This is a genomic window from Paraburkholderia megapolitana (genome assembly GCF_007556815.1).
Lineage (GTDB): Bacteria > Pseudomonadota > Gammaproteobacteria > Burkholderiales > Burkholderiaceae > Paraburkholderia > Paraburkholderia megapolitana.
Map to the genome: position 1 here is coordinate 226,192 of NZ_CP041745.1, position 18,104 is coordinate 244,295.

Here is an 18,104-nt window from a genome sequence, read left to right on the forward strand (position 1 = left end):
GGCCGCGTGCGATGCGGCCGCGACGCAGCACACCATAGAGAGTCGATGTCAGTCGAACGCATTCAACAGCACTTCCGCGAAAGCGCGGAGGTGATACACGAAGCCATCGAAGCGCTGTCGATGCCGATCGCCGCGGCCATCGACGCGATGTTCGCCGCGCTTGCCAACGGTAATCGCATTCTCGCGTGCGGTAACGGCGGTTCCGCCGCCGACGCGCAGCAGTTCGCCGCCAAACTGCTCGGCCGCTTCGAGCGCGAGCGGCCGGAGCTGCCCGCCATTGCGCTGACCGCCGATTCCTCCGTATTGACCGCCATCGCCAGTCACTACGCGTTCGAGCAGATCTTTTCGAAGCAGGTCCGCGCGCTCGGTCAGCCGGGCGACGTGCTGTTCGCGCTTTCCGCAGCGGGCGACGCCGCCAACGTGCTGGCCGCGATCGACGCCGCACACGAGCGCGAAATGGTCGTGATCGCGCTAAGCGGCAACGGCGGCGGCGCGATCAACGACGTGCTGAGCGACACCGACATTCACATCTGCGTGCCGTCGGCGCGTACCGCACGTATCCACGAAGTCCATGTGCTGACCATCCATTGTCTGTGCGACGGCATCGATGCCATGTTGCTCGGCGAAGATTGACCCAGAAGGAGAGTTTGTTGATGAGCGCAATCCGCGTCAAAAGAACGCTTGTACGTACCACGCTCGTGGTGAGCCTCGCAGCCGGACTGGCCGCGACCTTGCAGGGCTGTGTGCTGGCTGTGGCCGGCGCGGCCGGCGGCGGTGCGCTACTCGCAACCGACCGTCGCACGCTCGGCGCGCAGACCGAGGACCGCGAGATTCAGGTGAAGGCGCTGTCCCAGCTCAGCAGCAATCTGCCGGACGCATCGCACATCAATGTGGCGGTCTTCAACCGGCGCGTGCTGATCACCGGTGAAGTGCCCGACGATGCGTCGAAGCAGAAAGCCGACACGCTGGTGCGCGGTATCAACAACGTGAATTCGATTGCCAACGAACTCGCGGTGCAGGCGGCCAGTGCGTACACCTCGCGTAGCAACGACACCTACCTCGAAACGCGGGTTAAAACCGCGCTGATCGCAGAGAAGAACATCTCCGCGAACAACTACAAGGTGGTGTGCGAGCGTGGCATCGTGTACCTGATGGGCCTCGTTACCGTCGACGAAGGCAATCGCGGCGCCGATGTGGCGAGCCGCGTGCCCGGTGTCGTGCAGGTCGTGAAGGTGTTCCAGTACATCCAGCCGCAGGAAGCGGCCGCTGCGGCAGCGGCGGCATCGGCACCGGCAGCGCCTGGCGCGCAGCCGGCTGCGAGCGAACCGACAGTTGGCGCCGTGCCGGATTCGTCGGTGAGCTCGCGTCCGCTTGAGCAGCAGGCTCCTGCGCCGGTGACGAACTCGACCCCCGTACAGCCGGGCAATCCGGCTGCGCCGCAAAAATGAGCGTGGCGGTCGGGATGCGCGGTGTGCGATTGGCTCGATGGATGTGTTCGGCGCTGCTAGTTGTGGCCTGCGTGCCGGTTGCGCACGCGGCCGATGCGCCGGCCGGCCAGGTGATTGCCAGCCGCAATGCGTGCATGGGTTGTCACGCGGTGGATCGCAAACTGGTTGGGCCGGCGTTCCAGCAGATCGCCGCGAAGTACAAGGGCGATCCACAGGCCGGGGCGAAGCTGGCGCGCAAGGTGAAGGACGGCGGGTCGGGCGTCTGGGGCGTGATTCCGATGCCCTCCCATCCGTCGATGAGCGATGCCGATATCCGCACGGTTGTCGACTGGGTGCTAGCCGGCGCACCGGCCAAATAAGACTGTCCGAGCGCTGGCTGGGCGCGTGGCAAAACGCAAAAACCGTGTGCTAGAATCCCAACGTCGTTGGGGCGGTAGCTCAGCTGGGAGAGCGTCGCGTTCGCAATGCGAAGGTCGTGAGTTCGATCCTCATCCGCTCCACCAAACGTATTTCTCGTAGTTCCGCATGAAACGACAAAGCCGGCCTTGTGCCGGCTTTGTCGTTTCATCGCTCCGGCAACAGGCACCTGGCTCTTCGAGTTCCACTGGAGACAGCCTGTCCTTTGTGCGCTATCGCGCCCGCTCTGCGCGTTAGCAATTGCCGCCGCTCGCCTCCATCGATAGTCTTGGAAAACAGTCTTTCACGAAGGAGAGCGAGGTGACCCGTCAGATTGTATTTACACCAAAAGCGGCCAAACCGCCGCCAACCTACAGCCAGGCAGTCAAAGCCGCGGGCCTGATCTTCGTCTCCGGTACAGCTCCCGTCGATCCGGAGACAGGTGCGATCAAGGGCGCCACTATTCAGGAGCAGACCCGGCAGTGCATGGTCAACATAGAGGCGATCCTGGAAGAAGCAGGCAGTTCGCTAGGCAAGATTGTCAGCGTTACGGTTGTATTGGCGGACGAAGACGACTTTGCTGGCATGAATGAGGAGTGGCTTAAATGGTTTCCTGCCGATCCACCGGCTCGTCAGGGAGCCAAACTGCCTGCGCGTATTCCGGGGCTTAAGGTTTCTATTGCTGCGATTGCGGAGGCCTAGAATTATTCGTCGAGGCAAATGGCTGCGCGGTCGATGAGTGGCACGCTCAACTGCTAATCTCCCGCGGCCTTACCGGGATCGCCTTGACGCTCGACGTAGTCTTCTCAACCTTGGCCATTCCCATGGAGCCATGGATGCTGGCAATGTTGAGACTTCCTGTCGACGCGCCTGCGAGCGCCCATGACGCGACAGCGCTGCGGCCGTCGCTGTCACTGCGTTTCGCTGTCGTCGGTGTCTGCATTGGCGATTAACGCTTCCTGATTCATGGCGGCAGCCGCGAGTGTCGTGGCAAGCTCAGGATGTGCTTCTTTCCGCTCGCTATAGCGGTCCGTGAGGTAGTCCGAACGATCGCGCACCAGTAGCGTGAACTTGAACAGTTCTTCCATGACGTCGACGACGCGATCGTAATAGGCCGATGGTTTCATCCGCCCGTCCGCGTCGAATTCCGTCCATGCTTTAGCTACCGAGGATTGATTCGGAATGGTCACCATGCGCATCCATCGGCCGAGCACGCGCAGCGCATTTACAGCATTGAACGATTGCGAGCCACCGCATACCTGCATCACCGCAAGCGTGCGGCCTTGCGTCGGGCGAACACCGCCGCTTTCAAGCGGTAACCAGTCGATCTGATTCTTGAATACAGCCGTCAGGGTGCCGTGACGCTCCGGGCTGCACCATACATGCCCCTCCGACCACTCCGAAAGCTTGCGTAGCTCGATCACTTTTGGATGATCGGCGGACACGCTATCAGCGAGCGGCAGGCCGTGCGGATCGAAGACCCGGGTGTCCGCGCCGAAATGGCGCAGGATGCGCTCGGCTTCCAGCGTGAGAAGCTGACTGTACGATGTGGGCCGCAACGAGCCGTAGAGCAGGAGAATGCGCGGAGCGTGTTGCGAGACGGTGACCGGTTCGAGTTTGTGCAGGTCCGGTGTGTCCAGGTGCGGAGCGCTGACGTTAGGAAGATACTGCGTCATCTAGCGATCTCCATCGTTCGCTGTCGATCGCGCTCATAGCGATCGTCTTTCGATGCCATGTTTCGCTTCATATCAACGCTGCTCATCTGATTCCTCTGCCGGTCTCTCGCCGATAGCGTGCATCTCTTGCTGAATCGCGTTGTGATCCAGCACGTGCAGCGGCAGGTTCACGAACTGGCTCACGCGGTTCATGATCTGCCGATACACCTTGCTGAACACGTTGCGCTTGTCTTCGTCGCTGCCCTCGAACGCGGCAGGATCTTCAAAGCCCCAATGCGCTGTCAGCGGGTGGCCGGGCCAGATCGGACAGACTTCGCCCGCAGCGTCGTCGCAGACAGTGATGACGAAATCCATGTGCGGTGCATCGGGCGTCGCGAACTCGCCCCAGCTTTTGCTACGTAGCTGGGACGTGTCATAGCCGAGTGATTCGCAACGCTCGATCGCGAACGGATTCACTGCGCCGGATGGGTGACTGCCTGCGCTATACGCGCGAAACTTACCCTTTCCAAGGACGTTAAACAGCGCCTCGGCCATGATGCTGCGCGAGCTGTTGCCAGTGCAGAGGATGAGGATCGAATAAGGTTTATCGCTCACGTGTCGCTCCGAAGTGTTACGACGGATTAGCCGACGCACAACATGCGGTCGACGATTGCGTGTGCGCTTCCGGCTGCTCGCGCGAGTGCCCATAGACCGGCGCGGCTTCGAGGGTTCTGAACGTCTCCCACGCGACACCCTGCGGATCGACCGTCCATGCCTTGTCCGACCGGGCATAGCAGCAGGTCGTCCCTATCTGCGACTCTACTGGCAGTAGCGCAGCGCTAAAGCGCGCATTCATCTCGGCTAGTTCCGCGTCGGTTTCAACCTGGATACCGATGTGATCGACGCCCGGTTTCGCACCGCGCCTGGAGATCGCGAAATTTACCGCCGGGTCCACCAGTTCCCATTTGCAGTAATCGGTTTTGAGAACGGTCGGCTCGACGTTGCCGAACATGGCGCTGTAAAACCGGATGCTGTCGTTCAGGCTCTCGACCGCAACGTGAATGTGCATGCGCTTCATGGTGTGTCTCCGCAGCAGTTTGAGAGATCGCTGGCGGCACAGGTCGCGCCCGCGCAGCAGTTCTCCGTCAGGAAACCAATCAGGTCCGTCATGGCGTCGAAGTTCGCGGTGTAGATGACGAAACGTCCGTCCTGTCGCGGCTTCACGAGATCTGCATGTGACAGATCCTTCAAATGAAACGAAAGACTGGAAGGGGAAAGCCCAAGCTGCTGCGCGATTTCGCCGGCGGCCATGCCGTCGGGGCCGGCTACAACCAGCAGACGAAAGATCGCAAGGCGCGATTCATGGGCGAGCGCGCTCAGAGCGCGTACAACGAGGTTCGAGTCCATGCCCGGAACGATAGAGCATTCATTTCTATATTTCAAGTATTGTTGAAATATAGAAATGAAGTCCCGATGGGTGGCAGTGCGAGCAGGCTATGATCAAAGCCACCGTGGACATAGCCTGCCTGTCCGCATTGCAGGAGTGAAACCTCGATGAGTACAGCCGTTCTGGAATCCATCCTGACCTGCCCACACTGCGGCTTTGCCAGGCAAGAAACCATGCCCGCGGATGCTTGCCAGTTTTACTACGAATGCTCGAACTGCAAGGCACTGTTGCGCCCAAAGCCGGGCGATTGCTGCGTGTTCTGCTCCTTCGGTTCAGTGCCGTGCCCATCGATCCAGCTAGAACGTGGATGCTGTAGATAGCAAACGCAGAAACGGGTGCTGCAGCAAGCAGCACCCGGAGATGACCTGGCCGACTTCTGTTGAGCGTCAACCCGCCTGCGAAACAAGACCCCGCAAAACAGTTTCCAGCCCCACTTCACCCTTGACGATATCGCCTCCCTCACCCTCGAAAGCAATGAACCCTTCGTTGAACCCGTCAAGCATGCGCATACGCGGCAACGGTTCCTTCATACCTTGAGAGCGAAACAGCGCATCCCACGTTTCGCGCGGCACCACCTCCGCCAGAACCGGACGACCGAGCACCTGCGCAAACGCCGCGGCCAGATCGTTCGGACTCACACGTTGCGGACCTTCGAGCTCAACGGTACGCACACCGTGCCAGTTCTGTTGAAGCAGCTGCGCAGCAACCCGACCCACGTCCGCGGTCGCGACCATCGGCACGGCCTTGTCGAGCGGCTGCAGAAAGCTCTGGATCACGCCTTCATCGCGCGCCGGTGCAACATCCCACGCGGCGTTTTCCATGAACCAGCCCGGACGCAGAAACGTCACAGGCATCGGTAGATCGCGAAGCGCCTGTTCCATCAGCGTGCGTTGCGTGAGCAGATTGGTCTCGGTGGCCTGCGCGCCGATCGTCGACAGGCAGACAACCTTGCCGGGACGCGCCGATGCGAGCGCCGTTTTCACTGCGTCGATGACCGCGCGTGCCTGCGGAAACCCCGGCAACGGATCGAAGTCCGACGGCGGCAGAATGAAGACGCCCTGCGTACCCTCGAACGCGGCGGCAAGCGCTGCGGCGTCGTCCATATCGGCGGTCACGACTTCGCACCCGCGCTCGACCCACGAACGCGCCCGCGCGACATCGCGTACAACCGCTCGCACCGGCTGGCCCGCTGCGAGCAACGTGCGCGCTACCGCACCGCCGACCTTCCCTGTAATTCCTGTGATTGCATACATTGCTGTTTCTCCGGGCGAATTAGTGATGCGCGTAGAGCGAACCGACTGAACCGAACGGCGCATTCGCAACGACACGATTGCCCGAAGCCGACGAACCACTGCGCGCACCGCCTATGCCGCTGCTGACGTTCGTCCCGGCACCGTTCTGCAAGGCCACAGCCGCTTCGGCTGCCTGAATGTCGGTGGGGTAATTCGGACTAACGCGACCGGGCCGATAGCCCACGCTTTCCAGTTGCACGAGTTCGGCGCGCACCTGCGCACGTGTGATCGTCGAGCCGGATTCCTGAGCATATCCAGCCGCGGGAAAGGCGATGACGGCTGCGAGAGCCAGTGTGAGATGACGGGTATTCATGGCAATGCTCCTTTGATTCGTTGAGGTAGTGACCTACCGTTGGGATGCATTGTGGACAAACGCGATGAGAAACTAAATGTCACGAGTGACACTTGTGAAATGACTTCCAGTTACGAATGAGTTATGGTGGGCTGCGTGTCGCACGGTGCAATGACCAGGATGCAACCTCCATGAGATCGTCCAGCGAGAATCTTTCCAGCGGTATCGGCGTATTTGCCGCCGTCGTCGATGCAGGAACGTTTGCCGCGGCGGCGGACATGATGGGCATGTCGCCACCCGGGGTGAGCCGCGCGATCGCGCGACTCGAAAAGCGCCTGAACATACGGCTCTTCAACCGGACGACCCGTGCGGTTTCTCTGACTGAAGAGGGCCGACGGTTCTACGAGCAGGTCATGCCGCACTTGAGGGGCATGGAAGAAGCCGCCACCGCTGCGGCCGGCGGGGGCGCGACGGTACGCGGAAAACTGCGCATCAATCTCGATCCGGCTTTTCTGCGAATCGCGCTGAGCCCGAAGCTCGACGAATTCATGGACGCGCATCCCGAACTCGAAATCGAGTTCATCGCGAGAGATCAACTCGGTGACCTCATCGTGGATGGTTTCGATCTGGCCTTGCGATTCGGCGAACCTCGCTCATCGAGTCTGATCGCGCGAAAGCTTCTGGACACCCCCGTTGTCACCGTCGCGGCACCGTCGTACCTCGCTCGTCGCGGGCGGCCAACGGAGCCCCAAGATCTGGGGCGCGGGCAACACCGGTGTCTCGAGTTTCGCAACCCGGAAACCGGAAAACCGTTCCCGTGGGAGTTTCATCGCAAGCGCAAAAAACTGGTTGTCGAGACGAATGGCAGGCTCACGGTGAACGATCCGAGCGCACTCCTGAACGCGTGCCTTGCCGGCTCTGGCATCGCGCAGATGCTGCTGCTCGGAGCGGAACCGTTGATCCGTGAAGGGCGCCTTGTCAATCTGTTCCCAGACTGGCCGGATGAGCGCTTCCCGTTCTATGCGTATCACCCGTCGCGACACCATACGCCGGCCAAAACACGGGTGTTTCTCGACTTCATTGTTGCGTTGACGAGGACGAGCTAGCCGGTTGCGACGGTTCGCCCGACATCCATCAATGCGGCAAGCGATTCGCGACCTTGTCGATACCGGCCTGAGCGCAGACTTCATCCTTGTCGCCGCCCGGTGCGCCACCGATGCCCAGCGCGCCCACAATCTCGCCGTTTGCCTTGAACGCGACGGCGCCCGGCAATGCCATCACGTTATGAACGGTGGCCAGTTGCGGAGCAAAAGGATTCGTTTTAACCAGCTCGAAGAATCCACTCGATCTGTCGAAGCCGAATTCAGGCCCGAGAGTCACCACGGTAAAGGCCTTGCGCAGGCTCGATTCGCCGGTGTGCACGGTGCTTCCATCGCCGCGCAGTACAACCTGCGGGATGCCATCCATATCGAGCACCGTTGCCGTCACCCGATAATTCTTCGCCTCGCATACGCGGACGGCCTCTTGCGCCGCTTCGACTGCAAGCGCAAGCGGCAGCACGTAGTGATAGCCGCTGGGCGGCGGCGCTTCAGCGTGCGCCGGTGCGGTGAATGCTGCGAGCATGGCGAGTGAGGACAGAGCGAATAGTCGTTTCATGATGTATATCCCGCGTGGATGATGGTGGGGCGGCTCGGGCAGCATGGCGCAACAGCGTGTACAAGATCGAAGCGCGTATCGGGTAGCCATGGAAGCGCGCCGACTTGCTTCGTTCTGTACGAGAGAGGCTGCTTACCGACGAGCCACTATATCGCTGGCGATAGCGCGAAAGAACAGCACTCGATGGAACATCAGTTTTGCGCGGCAGTCGTGTTTGGGCTGGAGCGGCGTTTGCACGCCCGGCGCCGCAATCAGCGCGACTGCGCTAGTGTTCTGGTACGCGACGTTGCGCCCCCGCGCGTGACGATCGCATTTTCTCCACTCGACCCCCACGGATTGCATGGACGCCAAACTTTCACACGACCTCGTCGGCATCGAAGCAGTACTGCAACGTACGCTCGAGCATGCGCTCGACGTGCTGGACCATATCGACGAGCGCCCAGCCGCGCTCGCACCGAAGCCCGTCGAGCCGCAACCGCTGCCATCGAGCGGCCCCGGCTTCGACGCGGCGCTCGACGATTTCCTGACGCGCTGGGCACCGGGGTTCTCCGGTAGCGCCGGGGCGCGCTATCTGGGCTTTGTGACGGGCGGCGCGACGCCGGCAGCGCTTGCCGGCGACTGGCTGACGAGCGTGTACGACCAGAATCCGACGGCCGGCATCGATAGCGCGGCGCCCGATCTGGAGCGCGAAACCGTCGCGCGGCTGCGCGAGTTGTTCGGGTTGTCGGATGCGCAGAAGGGCGTGCTCGTCAGCGGTGCGACGATGTCGAACCTCGTCGGCCTTGCAATCGCCCGCGAATGGCTCGGCGAACAGTGCCCGAATCGCGTCGATATCGCCGAAGACGGCGTGAGCATGCTGCCGCCCGTCAGAGTGCTGTCCGGCGCACCGCACTCCAGCATCTACAAGGCGCTGTCCGTGCTCGGCATCGGCCGGCGCGCGGTGCAGAAAATCCCGACGCTGAAGGATCGCGAGGCCGTGGATCTAAACGCGCTCGAAGCCGCGTTGCAGCAGTACGCAGGCGAGCCGGTGATCGTCGTCGCGAACGCCGGTACCGTCAACACGGTCGACTACGACGACTTGCAGGCCATTGCGGCGCTGCGTTCGCGTTACCGGTTCTGGCTGCATGTCGACGCGGCGTTCGGCGCATTCGCGGCACTGTCGCCGGATCACGCGGCACTGGTGCGCGGCCTCGACGAAGCCGACTCGATCTGTATCGATCTGCACAAGTGGCTCAACGTACCGTATGACGCGGCGGTGCAGTTCAGCCGTCGACGCGACCTGCAAGTGCGTGTGTTCCAGAACAGTTCCGCGTACCTGGGCGTACCGACCGACAATCCAGACTTCGTTCATCTGACGCCCGAGAATTCCCGCCGTCTGCGCGCACTGTCGACGTGGTTCGCGCTCGCCGCTTATGGCCGCGACGGGCACGCGGAGATCGTCCGCCGCAACATCGCACTGGCACATCGGCTCGGGGAGCGGATTGCCGTGCAACCGGGCCTTGCACTTCTGGCGCCGACCCGGCTGAACGTCGTGTGCTTCACGCTCGCCGAGCAGCCCGACGAGGCGCGCATCAATGCGTACGTGCGCGCGGTGCGCCATCTCGGCGATGCCTTCGTTAGCATGACCGTCTATGAGGGCACCTGGGGGCTGCGTGCGGCGTTCTGCAACTGGCGTACCGACGAACAGGACGTCGATCGCGTGTTCGACTCGTTGGTCCGGGCGCTTGGAGCGTTGCGATGAATGCCATCGTTGCGCCTTGAATACGCAACGATGGGCGCTTCGTTTCATGCGGACTCGTTTGCGATAGCGCCGGCTTCATAGCCGGCTGCTTTGCCGATTCCTTCCGCTACGCTACGCTAGATGCTCAGCGATATCGGTCCGAGCAACGCCTTGTACCCATCGTCGAACAGGTACCACACGTCATACTGCCCGGACGGGAGCGCCGTGTTGCCGCTGCGGCTTGCCAGCATCACCGAACCAACGCCCTTGGGCGCATACACCCACGCCAGCGATGCAGACGCGCCGGGTTTTACGCCCTTCGAGTACACGCCGACCCAGTTCTTCGGGCTATGCAGCCACGGCGGCGCCACATAGTCGAAGCGCAATGTGGCGTAGGTCGAACCCTGCATGGCAAGTGCGGGAACGAACTGACTGGTGTTCCCGATAGCCGAGTCGGTGTAGAGCGTTCCCGAAAGCTGTTGCACGCAGCCCGCAACACGCCGGAAAAAATTCGCATCGTCGGGAACGCGAATACTTGCGTCGTACCAACCGGCGTCGCCTAGCCACGTTACGTCGCTGGTTGCGCCCGCGGCGACGGTAGTCGAGGTGTAGGCATTCTTTCCATACGCGTTGTCGGTGAGCTGAAACGTGGCCGGCTGCGTGCCTCGGGTGTTGTCGAGCGTGATGCGGACGTTGCCGTTCTGGACGTCGTAGCACAACGCGATCTCGACAAGCGAGCCCGATGTTCCCGCCGAGCCGATACTGCCGCGAAATTCCTGCAAAAAGCCGTTGGGTCCCGAGATCGAAAAGTCGTAGCTACCGTCGCTGTTCAACGGCAACGTGTCCTGGAGAGCGGCACACTGGCCGGCCGACGCGGCGATCGTGTATGGCCTCGGCGCAGTGCTCGAGTTGCCTGCTCTAACCTGCAGACTCGTCCCCGCGGTTCCCGTGTTGGTGAATGTCAGCGACAGCCCTTTCGCCGCTCTATTGACCAGGCCCGCTACGAAGAACTCATAAGGCAGTCGACACGCAGGACGACGGTTGACCGGTTGAGCCGGCATCGTCTGTGTGCTCGGTGGGTAGGCGCCCACCACCGGCCCGCTCGGATTCATGTTGCTAGCAGCAGCTGTAATCGACAATGCCGACGAATCGGCTGCAGCGAAATTGAACGCCGACGTCAGGTCGCCGCAGACCGCGCGCCGCCATGGTGTGATGTTCGTCTCTTGCAGCGGCGACGTCGCGGTACTGAATCGCGCTTCGATGAAACGGATGATCGAGGTATGGTCGAGCACCTCCGAATTGATGTTGCCGCCCTTCGACCACGGCGACACGACGATCATCGGAACGCGCGGTCCGAGACCAAAAGGCTGATCGCCCGACAGCGAGCCATCCGAGGCGGTTCCGCTGCTGCTATAGAACTCAGCGGCGGTGCTGACGTTGGATTTGCCGTTCGTTGATGTAGGCGGCACCGGCGGCGGAACGTGATCGAACAGTCCGTCGTTCTCGTCGTAGGTGATCAGGAAGACGGTACTCGCCCAGACCGCGGGATTCGACGTCAACGCATTCAACACGTTGTTGACGTACCACTCGCCACCGCTTGCCGCCCACGATGGATGCTCGCAATACGCATATGGTGCGACGATCCACGAGACCTGCGGCAGGGTGTTGTTCGCTACGTCGCTCTGGAGTTGTGTAAAGAGCCCGGTATCGTACTCTTTGCCTTGGCCGGTCGGATCGATCTGTGTGCCGTTGAATGCGGGGGAAAGTGGATCGGTTGCGCCGAGGTTCTGATACTGCGTGAAGTTCAGCAACGGGTTGTCGCCGTAATTGCCGTTCCACCACAGGTCGCTCGACGTCCCCGTCGCATACTCGCCGACACCGCTGTTTGCGCCGAGCCCTTGCCCTTTGTCCTGATAGACCTTCCAGCTAATGCCCGCTTTATTGAGGCGCTCGGGCAGTGTCTTCCAGTTGTATCCCGAGGTGCTGTTATCGGTGTGGGGCGACGAGCCTGAGACATTGCCGCAGCAACCGGTCCAGAGATAGATACGGTTCGGGTCGGTCGGTCCGAGCATCGAACAATGGTAGCTGTCGCATACCGTGAAGGTTTGCGCGAGTGCGTAGTAGTACGGGATGTCCTGGTTCGTGAAGTACGCCATCGTCGACGAGCCCTTCGCACTCACCCAGCTGTCGTACCAGCCTTTATTCCATGCGCTGTGTGTCGAGGTCCAGTCGTGAGCGAGATCGGCATAGTAGATGTCGGCGTTCGAGGTACTCGACGACGAACCCGGCCTGAACGGCAACACATACGACGATGACGACGTCTGGTACCAGGCGGGATAACCGCTTGGCAACACCACCGGACGAGGATCGCCGAAACCGCGAACCCCGGGCACGTTACCGAGGTAATGATCGAACGAGCGGTTCTCCTGCATCAGGATTACGACGTGCTTGACGTCCTGGATCGTGCCGGTAGGGCCGGCGGCGGGTATCGATTGCGCTCTGAGAATGCTTTCCGGCAACACGGTGGCTGTGGCGGAGGCCCCTGCAAGCTTGAGGGCATCGAGCAGAAACTGACGTCGGGACGAGGTTTTTTTTAGCATGATCTCTCTTTAGCGCGGATCGGAATCCGGACACACGAACTTGATCAATACGCGTGTGTGCTTAAAGCACACGGACGGAACACCGAACGGTACGGCGCTGTCGTTATGAACAGGAGGCTGCTGCGCAGTGCCAGACGGGCGCCGACGCAGTGGATGTGCTGGTGCCGGCCGCGGCCGTTGGATGAGTTGTTGTATTGCCCGAGGTTGGCGATGCGGGAGGAGAGGCGCCGTTGCTGCCAGTTGACGACGTCGTAGAAGACGTCGAATGGTTAGTCGCCGCAATGCTTGAGTCCCCACCGCCGCACGCGCCTAGTGAGCCGCATAGCAGGGCTGCGATCAGGCACGATGCTGCTTTGCTATTTTTTGTCATGCTCCTCCCTGTGAGATCAAACTCGAAGACCCGCCTAGCCTTCCGGAAAATACACGCCGCGGGTTCTGATGAATTTTTCGGAAGCAGAAAGGCAGGTCAAGCAGGGACGCCCGTGTGCAAAACCGATCGCACAAGTATCCGCAATCTGTATGACAGTTAAGTTTTAGATGCTGGTTGAATGTTGTGCAGCGTAAATCCGCCATCATCTTGACGGAATGCGACGTGCCGATTTCTTTGGTGCTGCGATCGGCCGGTGTTCGAAATTATCTAGGCGTATTCAATATCGAACTGTGCCCGGGCGGCTTTAACCTGCGGACGATGGGACATCGCCCATGTCGCAAGCGCAGTCACAGGCGCGAGTACCTCATGCCCCATCGCAGTCAACTCGTAGTCCACTCGCGCCGGCACGCTAGGCGTCACGCTTCGTGAGACATAGCCGTCGCGCTCCAATCCTCTGAGCGTTGCCGTTAGCACCTTCTGCGAAATGGGACCCAGACTGCGCTTCAATTCGCTGGACCTCATGGTTCCACTGGAAAGGACGTGGATCACCAGAAGCGACCATTTATCGCCGACCCGCGCAAAGACGTCGCTTACGGCTTCACACACATCGATGGCGAGTGTCTCAGGCACAGCAGCAGAACAGGCTTTGGGAACCTTAAGGTGACTTGAGCGCATAAAAGTGCCTCCTTGTGGCATCGCAACAGTGCCCATACTATCGAAGTCCACTTGTTTATCAGAGGACTGGATGTGAACACCGAGGTCAAAGAGGGCGTTGTTCTGGTGACGGGCGGATCGGGCTATGTCGGCGGCTGGATGATCGTGGGTCTTCTCAAGCGCGGTTTCAAGGTACGAACGACAGTGCGCGATATCGCGCGTGAAGCCAGCGTGCGCGCCGCGGTGACGAGCCAGGGTGTTTCCGGAGATGATCTGACATTCTGCGTCGCGGATCTTTCGGCCGACAAGGGGTGGGCCGACGCGGTATCCGGCTGCGACTTCGTCGTAAATGTTGCGTCGCCCATGGGTGAAGGGGAACCCAAAGGTACAGATCTCCTGGGGCCCGCCAGAGACGGCACGCTTCGTGTTCTGAGGGCATCTGTCGCAGCCGGTGTGAAGCGGGTGGTCGTGACTTCGTCGCTGGCGGCTGCACTGACTACGCGGGCCGACAAGGATGAACCCGAGTCCAACGAGGCAGTATGGACCGACGTCAACGGCAAAGGTGTGAGCGATTACGCCAGGTCCAAGACGCTGGCGGAGCGCGCGGCGTGGGAGTTCATTCGGCAATCGAATGGTGCGACGACACTGACCACAATCCTTCCAGGCATGATCATGGGGCCGGTTATGAAGCGCAGCATCTCCGGTTCTGTAGGCGTGGTAGCGCGCCTGCTCGCAGGTAAGGTCCCCGCCGTACCTGATGTCGGATTTAACATCGTCGATGTCCGCGATCTCGTCGAGCTTCATATCGAGGCGATGCTTGCACCGCAAGCTGCCGGTCAGCGATTTCTGGCGTCCAGCGACTTTCTGTGGCTTGCCGAGATTGCCAGGCTATTGCGCGAGAACCTCGGTGACGATGCGGCGAAAGTGACCTCGCGCAGGCTGCCAAACCTCGTATTGCGTATCGCAGCATTGTTTCAGGCTGACGCACGTTTCATGGTGCCGATGATCGGTAGACGGCCGCGTTTCAGCACGGCGCAAGCGGCTGCGTTGCTCGACTGGCATCCGCGGCCGCCGTCTGTCGCCGTGCTGGACTGTGCGAAGAGCCTGATTCATTCGGGCCTTGTGCCGGGAAGCGCACTTGAGTCGATCACTGTGTAGTGCCGGATGCATCAACGTGTGTGTCAAGCACGCTATGCCGGCACGAACGGGTTAACCGGCATCAGGTTTGCTGCAGGAAGCGTGCGATGTGCCCGGAGATTGCTTCAGGCGCATCGTCGTGACAGTAGTGCCCCACCCCAGCTAACCGATGTATCTCCGCCTGCGGAAACACCCCGCTAAACAATGGAAGAAAGTGCTCCGCATGCAACGTGCGATCGGCCATCCCCCAGATCGCGAGTGCGGGCCTCGATTGAATTGCACGTAGAGCTGCCGCATCTGGTACCTCGAAACGGTGTGCGCCGATCGCAAAGCCCTTGGCCCAGCCGATCGCACCCGCGCAGTCGGCGGGTGTAGCGAAACGGGAACCGTAAGCGCGCAACCAGGTGTCGTTGATCAGCGCGTGGTTCTCGAAGCCGTTAATTTTTAGCGTACTCAGAATGTTGAAGCCGAGTTCGCCGAGTACCGCTTCGAGACGTCCTTCAGGCTCCGCTTTCAAGATCCAGCTAAACCATGGCGAGATCTCGGCATTCGCGGTCAGGCGGTCGATCAGCGTGGCTTGCCCAAATGGCGTGGGTCCGTTGGTGCTGATGATGCGTTGGATACGGTCCGGATGCCGCGCTGCGAGACCCATCCCCACCGCTCCACCGAAGTCGTGCAGGACCAGCGTGATCGCGCGCAGGTCCAGTGCCAGCACGAAACGCTCGAGATTATCGATGTGGTCCCGCAGCCAGTAGGTGCGGTCTTGCGGCGTCTCGCTCTTGCCGAATCCCATGTGATCGGGTGCGATGACGCGATAGCTGCCCTTGAGCGTCGCAATCAGGTCCCGGTACAGATAACCCCATGTCGGTTCGCCGTGCAGACACAGGACGACCTGGCCGTCGGTGGGACCTTCGTCGACGTAATACATGTGGAAACCAGGCGCGTCGGTAAAGCGCGGCGCGTACGGAAACGTGCCGTCAAACGTATCGTTGGATTGCGTCATGAAATGACCCTTCTCGAAGAAGCGGCTAAGTCCAGCCAGTGATACATGTTGCATGTTGCAACTAGTGCGTTTTATAGCAGAGTGAGTTTTATATTGCAACTACACATCGTGACGACGGCGCAGCGATGGCGTGACGAAGGTAACGCCCACCTTCCAGGACAAAAGTCGACAAAACGGGACAGTGAAACTGCGAGCCCTCGCTACAATTTTTCTGCACTCTTGCATTCCAGATTCACACCGACAAACCCGCTAGAACAAAGGATCTGTCATGTACGGAAAATCGCTGTGTTCATTCGCATTGGTTCTTATGCTCGCCGCATGTGGAGGGGGCTCGGGTTCGGACTCCTTGAGCGCATCTGCGAAGGCGCTCAAAGAGTCCGCGCAGCAGAGCGCCAGCTGGAAGCCACTGGTTCCGGGCACGAGCTGGCAATGGCAGCTCGACGGCAATACGATCAATGAGACCATCCTCGATGGCGTCAAGAATCCTCGCAAGATGTACGACGTCGACATGGAGCAAACCGATGCGCAGACGATCGCGCGTCTGAAGGCAAAGGGTATTTATGTCGTCTGCTATATGGAGGTAGGTGGCTGGGAAAAGTATCGTAACGATGCGGGCCAGTTTCCCCCAGGCGTGCTCGGTAATCCGGTCGACGGCTACGAAGATACGGAACGCTGGCTCGATATCCGGCAGACCGCGATCCTCATGCCGATCATGCTGGCACGTCTCGATCGCGCGAAGGCCAAGGGTTGCGACGGCGTGGAACCCGATCTGGACGACTCGTACGCCGAGGACACGAGTTTCCCGATCACACTCGAAGATCAACTCAACTACAACACGGCACTGATCAACGCCGCGCACGATCGCGGCATGTCGATGGGATTGAAGAACGGGCCGAACATCGCGACCGCGATGGCGAAAGTCGCCGACTGGGCGCTCAACGAGCAGTGCAATCATGACCATGTATGCGGCGGCTATGCGAGCTTCATCGCGCTGAACAAGGCCGTGTTCAACGTCGAGTACACACGGCCGGATCACATGAAACTGGCCGACTTCTGTCCTGCGGATAACAAGGCCAATTTCGACGGCATCCTGAAGTTGTCGAGCGATACGCTTGCGGCTTTACCGCGCTCGGCGTGCCGGTTCGAGTAAGCGCGTGAGTCACCGGGGCCGCGCGGGCCCCGGTTCAACTATCGGGATTCGACTCAACTCACATGCACGTCACTGGTAAGATCGCTGATTGCCTACGACAGCAGCGAGCTTCCTATGAGTTACCAGAATCGTCAGTGGTTTTACGTCAAACGCCCCGAAGGACGTGTCGGCGACGAGCATTACGAGTTACGCGAAAGCGAGATCGACGCCAGTTTGTCGTCGAACGAAGTGTTGATCCGCGCGCGCATTGTCAGCGTGGACCCGTACATCCGGATTCAGCAGCACGAGCGCAATACCTACGATGTGCCGCATCCGCTTGGCATCGTGCAACGTGCGGGCGTGGTCGGCGAAGTGGTCGCGTCGGCTAGCCCGCTTTTCAAGCAAGGCGACTGGGTGTCGGCGTATAGCGGCTGGCAGTTGTACGCTCGGTGTCATCACAGCGAGCTAACCCGCCTGAATCCCGACGAAGCGCCGGTTTCGACCGCGCTCGGCGTGCTCGGCATGCCCGGACGGACTGCGTGGTTCGGTTTGATGGAAGCGGGCAAGCCGCGTCCCGGCGACACACTGGTCGTGTCCGGTGCGGCGGGCGCGGTCGGTTCGCTGGTCGCGCAGTTCGGCAAGCGAGCCGGCTGCAAGGTGATCGGCATTGCCGGTGGTGCGCAGAAGTGCGCGTTTCTGACCGACACGTTGAAGCTCGACGGTGCAGTCGATTACCGCGCGCATCCGACACTCGAAGGTTTGCAGTCGGCCTTGCAAGCCGCTACCGGCGGCGTCGACGTCTACTTCGACAATGTCGGCGGCATGATCACCGACGCAGTGATTCCACTCATCAAGCGTCGCGCGCGGATCGTGATCTGCGGCGCGATCGCGCAATACGACGGCGGTCTCGACACGCCGGATCTCGCACCGCGATTCCTGCAGCACATGCTGTTTCAACGCGCGACGATCCAGGGCATTCTGGCGCGCGACTTCACGCACCGGATGGATGAAATGCTGCAGACCGTCGCGCCGTGGGTGAAGAACGGCGAGATCGTTTATCAGGAAACGTATGTCGACGGTTTTGATGCGTTGCCGAACGCGCTGAACAGCCTGTTCGAAGGGAAGAACCTAGGGAAGCTGCTGGTCAGGGTGTGACCGGGAGCGCACGACCTGCGACCCCATCGCGCCCCGTTTGATTGGCGTCCTCCTGAAAACACCCCACTGGCACCAAAAATATAAATCGCGACAGTAACGCCAGAAGCGCCCAGACTGCGCGATAGGGCTGTCGCTTTCGCGACCGGCAAT

Annotated in this window: 20 protein-coding genes and 1 tRNA gene; 11 read left to right on the forward strand and 10 right to left on the reverse strand. The window is 60.7% G+C overall.

Translation table 11 applies throughout. From position 1 onward, the window contains the following. The first annotated feature begins 45 nt into the window (after positions 1 to 45). The 5 genes from FNZ07_RS14345 to FNZ07_RS14365 all read left to right on the forward strand — a co-directional run bounded on the left by FNZ07_RS14345 (position 46) and on the right by FNZ07_RS14365 (position 2,546). Entirely contained in the window at positions 46 to 633 is a 588-nt protein-coding gene (locus tag FNZ07_RS14345) for a phosphoheptose isomerase (RefSeq protein ID WP_091009012.1), read from the forward strand. 20 nt (positions 634 to 653) lie between these two features. Then, complete coding sequence (locus FNZ07_RS14350; protein WP_091009017.1) at positions 654 to 1,448, forward strand: BON domain-containing protein; 795 nt, start codon at positions 654 to 656, stop codon at positions 1,446 to 1,448. Between the two features lie 14 nt (positions 1,449 to 1,462). Continuing rightward, a complete protein-coding gene (locus FNZ07_RS14355; protein ID WP_091010863.1) occupies positions 1,463 to 1,807 on the forward strand; it encodes a c-type cytochrome in 345 nt (114 codons plus the stop codon). Positions 1,808 to 1,875: 68 nt separating this feature from the next. Further along, positions 1,876 to 1,951: transfer RNA gene (locus tag FNZ07_RS14360), tRNA-Ala, on the forward strand. A 214-nt stretch (positions 1,952 to 2,165) separates the two neighbouring features. After that, positions 2,166 to 2,546, forward strand: a complete 381-nt coding sequence (locus tag FNZ07_RS14365) for a RidA family protein (RefSeq protein WP_091010864.1) — start codon at positions 2,166 to 2,168, stop codon at positions 2,544 to 2,546. Between the two features lie 209 nt (positions 2,547 to 2,755). Here the strand turns inward: FNZ07_RS14365 and arsH are convergent, their stop codons facing one another. From arsH to FNZ07_RS14385, 4 genes are all read right to left on the reverse strand, one after another. Beyond that, positions 2,756 to 3,520: an arsenical resistance protein ArsH gene (arsH, locus tag FNZ07_RS14370; protein WP_091009020.1), complete on the reverse strand. Its 765-nt coding sequence runs from the start codon at positions 3,518 to 3,520 to the stop codon at positions 2,756 to 2,758. Positions 3,521 to 3,592: 72 nt separating this feature from the next. Then, the gene (locus tag FNZ07_RS14375; protein WP_091009023.1) at positions 3,593 to 4,114 is read right to left on the reverse strand and encodes an arsenate reductase ArsC; all 522 of its coding nucleotides are present in this window, start codon (positions 4,112 to 4,114) and stop codon (positions 3,593 to 3,595) included. A 16-nt stretch (positions 4,115 to 4,130) separates the two neighbouring features. After that, positions 4,131 to 4,577 carry an ArsI/CadI family heavy metal resistance metalloenzyme gene (locus FNZ07_RS14380; protein WP_091009026.1) on the reverse strand — a complete coding sequence of 149 codons (447 nt, stop codon included), beginning with the start codon at positions 4,575 to 4,577 and terminating at the stop codon, positions 4,131 to 4,133. Beyond that, on the reverse strand, positions 4,574 to 4,906 hold the full coding sequence (locus FNZ07_RS14385) for an ArsR/SmtB family transcription factor (RefSeq protein ID WP_091009029.1): 333 nt from the start codon (positions 4,904 to 4,906) through the stop codon (positions 4,574 to 4,576). Before FNZ07_RS14385 ends, FNZ07_RS14380 begins: the two co-directional genes overlap by 4 nt. Positions 4,907 to 5,053: 147 nt before the next feature. Between FNZ07_RS14385 and FNZ07_RS34095 the strand changes: the two genes are divergently transcribed. Beyond that, positions 5,054 to 5,266 (forward strand): GDCCVxC domain-containing (seleno)protein, encoded by a 213-nt coding sequence (locus FNZ07_RS34095; protein WP_091009032.1) that lies wholly within the window; start codon positions 5,054 to 5,056, stop codon positions 5,264 to 5,266. Between the two features lie 66 nt (positions 5,267 to 5,332). On the opposite strand, the gene FNZ07_RS14395 is transcribed toward FNZ07_RS34095, so the two are convergent. Both FNZ07_RS14395 and FNZ07_RS14400 read right to left on the reverse strand, forming a co-directional pair. Continuing rightward, positions 5,333 to 6,199 carry an NmrA family NAD(P)-binding protein gene (locus tag FNZ07_RS14395; RefSeq protein ID WP_091009035.1) on the reverse strand — a complete coding sequence of 289 codons (867 nt, stop codon included), beginning with the start codon at positions 6,197 to 6,199 and terminating at the stop codon, positions 5,333 to 5,335. A 19-nt stretch (positions 6,200 to 6,218) separates the two neighbouring features. Then, on the reverse strand, positions 6,219 to 6,551 hold the full coding sequence (locus FNZ07_RS14400) for a DUF4148 domain-containing protein (protein ID WP_091009037.1): 333 nt from the start codon (positions 6,549 to 6,551) through the stop codon (positions 6,219 to 6,221). Between the two features lie 170 nt (positions 6,552 to 6,721). Here FNZ07_RS14400 and FNZ07_RS14405 point away from each other — a divergent pair, with 170 nt between their 5' ends. After that, on the forward strand, positions 6,722 to 7,636 hold the full coding sequence (locus FNZ07_RS14405) for a LysR family transcriptional regulator (RefSeq protein ID WP_091009041.1): 915 nt from the start codon (positions 6,722 to 6,724) through the stop codon (positions 7,634 to 7,636). A gap of 28 nt (positions 7,637 to 7,664) precedes the next feature. Here FNZ07_RS14405 and FNZ07_RS14410 read toward each other — a convergent pair whose 3' ends face one another. After that, entirely contained in the window at positions 7,665 to 8,186 is a 522-nt protein-coding gene (locus FNZ07_RS14410) for a GlcG/HbpS family heme-binding protein (RefSeq protein ID WP_091009044.1), read from the reverse strand. 340 nt (positions 8,187 to 8,526) lie between these two features. Between FNZ07_RS14410 and FNZ07_RS14415 the strand changes: the two genes are divergently transcribed. Beyond that, positions 8,527 to 9,927 carry a pyridoxal phosphate-dependent decarboxylase family protein gene (locus FNZ07_RS14415; protein ID WP_091009050.1) on the forward strand — a complete coding sequence of 467 codons (1,401 nt, stop codon included), beginning with the start codon at positions 8,527 to 8,529 and terminating at the stop codon, positions 9,925 to 9,927. Positions 9,928 to 10,043: 116 nt separating this feature from the next. Here the strand turns inward: FNZ07_RS14415 and FNZ07_RS14420 are convergent, their stop codons facing one another. Together FNZ07_RS14420 and FNZ07_RS14430 are read right to left on the reverse strand one after the other, a co-directional pair. Then, positions 10,044 to 12,506 carry a phosphocholine-specific phospholipase C gene (locus FNZ07_RS14420; RefSeq protein ID WP_091009053.1) on the reverse strand — a complete coding sequence of 821 codons (2,463 nt, stop codon included), beginning with the start codon at positions 12,504 to 12,506 and terminating at the stop codon, positions 10,044 to 10,046. Between the two features lie 637 nt (positions 12,507 to 13,143). Further along, positions 13,144 to 13,551: a winged helix-turn-helix transcriptional regulator gene (locus tag FNZ07_RS14430; RefSeq protein WP_091009056.1), complete on the reverse strand. Its 408-nt coding sequence runs from the start codon at positions 13,549 to 13,551 to the stop codon at positions 13,144 to 13,146. A 72-nt stretch (positions 13,552 to 13,623) separates the two neighbouring features. Here FNZ07_RS14430 and FNZ07_RS14435 point away from each other — a divergent pair, with 72 nt between their 5' ends. After that, entirely contained in the window at positions 13,624 to 14,688 is a 1,065-nt protein-coding gene (locus FNZ07_RS14435; protein WP_091010865.1) for an NAD-dependent epimerase/dehydratase family protein, read from the forward strand. Between the two features lie 61 nt (positions 14,689 to 14,749). Here the strand turns inward: FNZ07_RS14435 and FNZ07_RS14440 are convergent, their stop codons facing one another. Next, positions 14,750 to 15,670: an alpha/beta fold hydrolase gene (locus FNZ07_RS14440; protein ID WP_091010866.1), complete on the reverse strand. Its 921-nt coding sequence runs from the start codon at positions 15,668 to 15,670 to the stop codon at positions 14,750 to 14,752. 346 nt (positions 15,671 to 16,016) lie between these two features. Here FNZ07_RS14440 and FNZ07_RS14445 point away from each other — a divergent pair, with 346 nt between their 5' ends. Together FNZ07_RS14445 and FNZ07_RS14450 are read left to right on the forward strand one after the other, a co-directional pair. Beyond that, on the forward strand, positions 16,017 to 16,820 hold the full coding sequence (locus FNZ07_RS14445) for an endo alpha-1,4 polygalactosaminidase (RefSeq protein WP_170275771.1): 804 nt from the start codon (positions 16,017 to 16,019) through the stop codon (positions 16,818 to 16,820). Between the two features lie 114 nt (positions 16,821 to 16,934). After that, a complete protein-coding gene (locus tag FNZ07_RS14450; protein WP_091009061.1) occupies positions 16,935 to 17,954 on the forward strand; it encodes an NADP-dependent oxidoreductase in 1,020 nt (339 codons plus the stop codon). Positions 17,955 to 18,104: the final 150 nt, after the last annotated feature.